The sequence below is a fragment of the Microcystis sp. LEGE 00066 genome (genome assembly GCF_015207925.1).
In the GTDB taxonomy this organism is placed as follows: domain Bacteria; phylum Cyanobacteriota; class Cyanobacteriia; order Cyanobacteriales; family Microcystaceae; genus Microcystis; species Microcystis ichthyoblabe_A.
This window is the reverse complement of the sequence record NZ_JADEVX010000284.1, coordinates 1-3,901: the sequence shown is the minus strand read 5'-3', so window position 1 is coordinate 3,901 and position 3,901 is coordinate 1. Positions and strand designations below refer to the sequence as shown.

Annotated in this window: 2 protein-coding genes and 1 pseudogene; 1 reads left to right on the top strand and 2 read right to left on the bottom strand. The window is 42.9% G+C overall.

The features are described from left to right. Positions 1-59: 59 nt before the first annotated feature. The gene (locus IQ224_RS22430; RefSeq protein WP_084989821.1) at positions 60-2,099 is read right to left on the bottom strand and encodes a hydantoinase/oxoprolinase family protein; all 2,040 of its coding nucleotides are present in this window, start codon (positions 2,097-2,099) and stop codon (positions 60-62) included. Positions 2,100-2,183: 84 nt separating this feature from the next. Between IQ224_RS22430 and IQ224_RS22425 the strand changes: the two genes are divergently transcribed. Beyond that, on the top strand, positions 2,184-3,191 hold the full coding sequence (locus IQ224_RS22425) for a Gfo/Idh/MocA family protein (protein ID WP_002749377.1): 1,008 nt from the start codon (positions 2,184-2,186) through the stop codon (positions 3,189-3,191). 270 nt (positions 3,192-3,461) lie between these two features. Here IQ224_RS22425 and IQ224_RS22420 read toward each other — a convergent pair. After that, positions 3,462-3,611 (bottom strand): annotated as a pseudogene (locus tag IQ224_RS22420) (transposase); the annotation flags it as partial. Positions 3,612-3,901: the final 290 nt, after the last annotated feature.

Here is a 3,901-nt window from a genome sequence, read left to right as displayed (position 1 = left end):
CCCCACACCCCACACCCCACACCCTACCCCCACGAAAAACTTTTTGCCGCAAACCCTAGTTAAGCTTTGCAGAGAATTAAATGATTTTTCTCCGTTAATTTTGCCATCCAACCCGGTTCAATCACAATCGTGCTAATTTTTTCGATAATAATTGCGGGTCCTGCCAGACAACCAAAAGGTTGCAGATCTGAACGCTGATAAATTGGCGTTTCCCGCCATTGATTAGCCATAAAAACCGCTACTCTATCGAGCATAGGAGGTAATTCTCCCATGGGACGGGTGCGAGTTAAAATTGCTTCTTGGGGACTGTCCATAGTCTGGATCAATTCCACGGCAATCGACTCAACAATTAAAGCTTTTTGTTCTTGTTTAAACCCATAACGTCTTTGATGTTCCTGTTCAAAATCCTGACGCATTTGATCGCTAAAATTAACCGCTAAAGTGGCATCACTGCCTTGATATTTTAAACTGACTTGCTGCCGCACCCGATTATAACCCTCTAATTCCCGACCCGCTAAGACTTCTAATTCGGTCATTTCCGTGAGTAACTGCCCGATTAAATCGGCATTTAACGGCTGTTCGATCGCTTTTTCTTTAATTACCCTCAAATCGGCCAAACCCATGCCGTAGGCACTTAAAACCCCGGCGTAGGGATGGAGAAAAATGCTTTTCATTCCCAGAGTATCGGCAATTAAACAGGCCACTTGACCCCCAGCACCGCCAAAGGTACAAAGAGTATAATCACTGAGATCATAACCCTTTTGCAGAGAGATTTTTTTAATCGCATTAGCCATATTTTCTACGGCAATTTGAATAAACCCAGCAGCCAGGAGTTCAGGACTATTATTACCCCCCATTGTTGCCGCCAATTCTTGAAACTTTGTCAGCACAATCTCTCTATCTAGGTTTAAATTTCCCTCTTGTCCAAAAATAGCGGGAAAATAGGCGTCTTGAATTTTTCCTAACAAAACATTAGCATCGGTAATTGTTAAGGGTCCACCTCGTCGATAACAGGCAGGTCCGGGATTAGCTCCGGCACTTTCTGGCCCGACTCGAAAACGATAACCATCATAGACTAAAATTGAACCCCCACCAGCGGCCACGGTGTGAATACTTAACATCGGCGCTCGCATTCTTACGCTGGCAATTTCGTTATCTGTTTGCCGCTCGTATTCCCCTTGAAAATGGGAAACATCGGTGCTAGTTCCTCCCATATCAAAACTGATAATTTTGCTAAATCCTGCCCTTAAACTGGTTTGTACTGCCCCAACTATTCCCCCCGCAGGACCAGATAAAATGCTATCTTTGCCCTGAAATTTATCGGCTGTGACTAAACCGCCATCGGATTTCATAAATAGTAAGCTAGTCTTCGGTAATTGCTGGCTAATACTATCAACATAGCGGCGTAAAATTGGCGATAGATAGGCAGAAACTACCGTGGTATCTCCCCGGGATACCAGTTTCATTAAAGGACTGATTTGGTGGGAAATGGCTAGGTGAGTAAAGCCGATTTCTTCGGCAATGGCTGCCACTTGTTTTTCGTGGTCAGGATAACGATAACCGTGTATAAAAACAATCGCACAACTTCGGATACCCGCTTGATAAACTGGTATTAAATCGGCTTTAACTTGGTCGGGATTAACGGTGATTAATTCCTGTCCTTGACTATCGTAGCGTTCGGCCACTTCGATAACTTGTTCGTATAATAAAGAAGGAAGAATAATTTGACGGGCAAAAATATCGGGGCGATTTTGATAGCCAATTCTCAAGGCATCTTTAAACCCTTTGGTGATTAACAAAACCGTGCGCTCTCCTTTTCTTTCTAACAGCGCATTGGTGGCTACCGTTGTTCCCATTTTAATCACTTCGATGTTATCTAGGGAACCGCTAATATCTTTGATCCCTTGAATGACTGCATCTGGGTATTTTTCGGGATTCTCCGAGAGCAGTTTATAGAGAACAATCCACTGTTGATCGGCAAGGGGAACAATCAGAAATCTAGCGGCATCTCTAGCTAGTCGTTCAATAATTTCTGGTCGATCGATTATCGCCACTATATCGGTAAAAGTTCCCCCTCGATCGATAAAAAATTTTAACATAATCCCTTCCAGTTCTCAGAATCAATAAACAATTGCGCCTAATCCTTTTAAAATAAACTAGATTGATTTATCTGAGTAAGCAAAATGTCCACAGGAATCGCTATCTTAGGGGTAGGACGTTGGGGAGTCCATTTCGTCCGTCATTTTTCTCAACATCCCTCAGCACAAGTAGTGGCGATCGTTGACTCCTCCCCTGAAAAACTTCATCTCTGTCGCGATCAATTTAATCTCGATACTAATAAAGTTATTTTAGCCAATGACTGGGAATCAATCCGCCTTCACCCCGAAATCTCGGCTGTGGTCGTCGTTACTCCCGCCATCAGTCATTATCCCCTGATTAAAGATGCTCTTAATTTAGGTTATCACGTCCTCGCCGAAAAACCCTTAACCCTCGATCCCCAAGAATGTGCCGAATTAACGGCATTAGCGGCGCAAAAACAGCGTATTTTATTAGTTGATCATACCTATCTTTTTCATCCCGCCGTTATCACCGGACAAAAAGTCCTGCAATCTGGTGGCATCGGTAAACCTCTTTATGGTTATGCCACTCGCACCCATCTGGGTCCTGTTCGTCAGGATGTGTCCGCTTTGTGGGATCTGGCTATTCACGATATCTCGATTTTTAATCATTGGTTAAATAGTACGCCAGTATTAATACAAGCGAGGGGAACATTTTGGCTACAACCTAATCTAGCCGATTTAGTCTGGTTAACCCTGATATATGGCGATGGTTTTCAAGCGACTATTCACCTTTGTTGGTTGAATCCCGATAAACAGCGACGTTTAGGGATAGTTGGCAGCGAAGGGACTTTAATTTTCAATGAATTAGACTCTCGATCGCCTTTAACCCGACAAAAAGGCCATTTTGATCGTCAGGAAGCCTATTTTATTCCCCGGGGACAGGAGACGGAATCTATCCCTATTGCCGATGGTGAACCACTGAAAGCATTGTGCGAACATTTTTTAGAGTCAGTGGCTACGGGTGTCGATTCTCCTGTATCTTCAGGATCGGTAGGAACGGAATTAGTCAAAATCCTCCAGGCAGCAGAATTATCTCTAGCCAGAGGTGGAGAGATTGTGCGCTTAGAATAGGAAAAAATGGGATCGATAGGTAGGGTCTGCTGAAAAAGTTTTTCGTGGGGGTAGATTGTGGGGTGTGGGGTGTGAAGTATAACCTGATTTGCTATTGACGAGGAGTTTGTACGGCGTTAGATTTATTAGAGGTTTCCTTAATTTGTACCCAGTAAGGGGGTATCGGAAATTCTGTTAATCCTTCCTGCAGCACAGGTTATGGCTTTTTGTCAATGGGGAAGCCAGGTATTATGAAAACTTTTCCGGCTCTTCGTTACTCTTTATGCTAAATCAACAGACAAGATGCCAAGATAACATACTTCTAACCCAAAAATTACGAAAGTTTCTAAAGCCATAGCCTCTTCTTTTTATTAGTTTAAGTTTATTGTTGATTCCCTCGACCATCCCATTCGTTGTCCTTCGCTCGAAATAACTAATTATGGTTCTTCCGAACTTACACTGTAGAAAATTCCTCAAGCTCCCTCTCTGCACAGCAAGGCTCTAAAGTTGATAAATATCAATCTAACAAAAACTCAAAGCCTTAGTGTACAAACTTTACAAGCATGAGTTATTGATAGTTTTACATGACAGGTTCGGTAGAGCCCTAATTATTTCTCCAAACCAGTTTCGGATTGTTTGACAACTCTTAGTAAAAACACTGGAGGATTTTGCCAACCATTCCGAGATGGATAGCATTCCCTCTGTCGGATTCTCTGAGGTTTCATAAATCT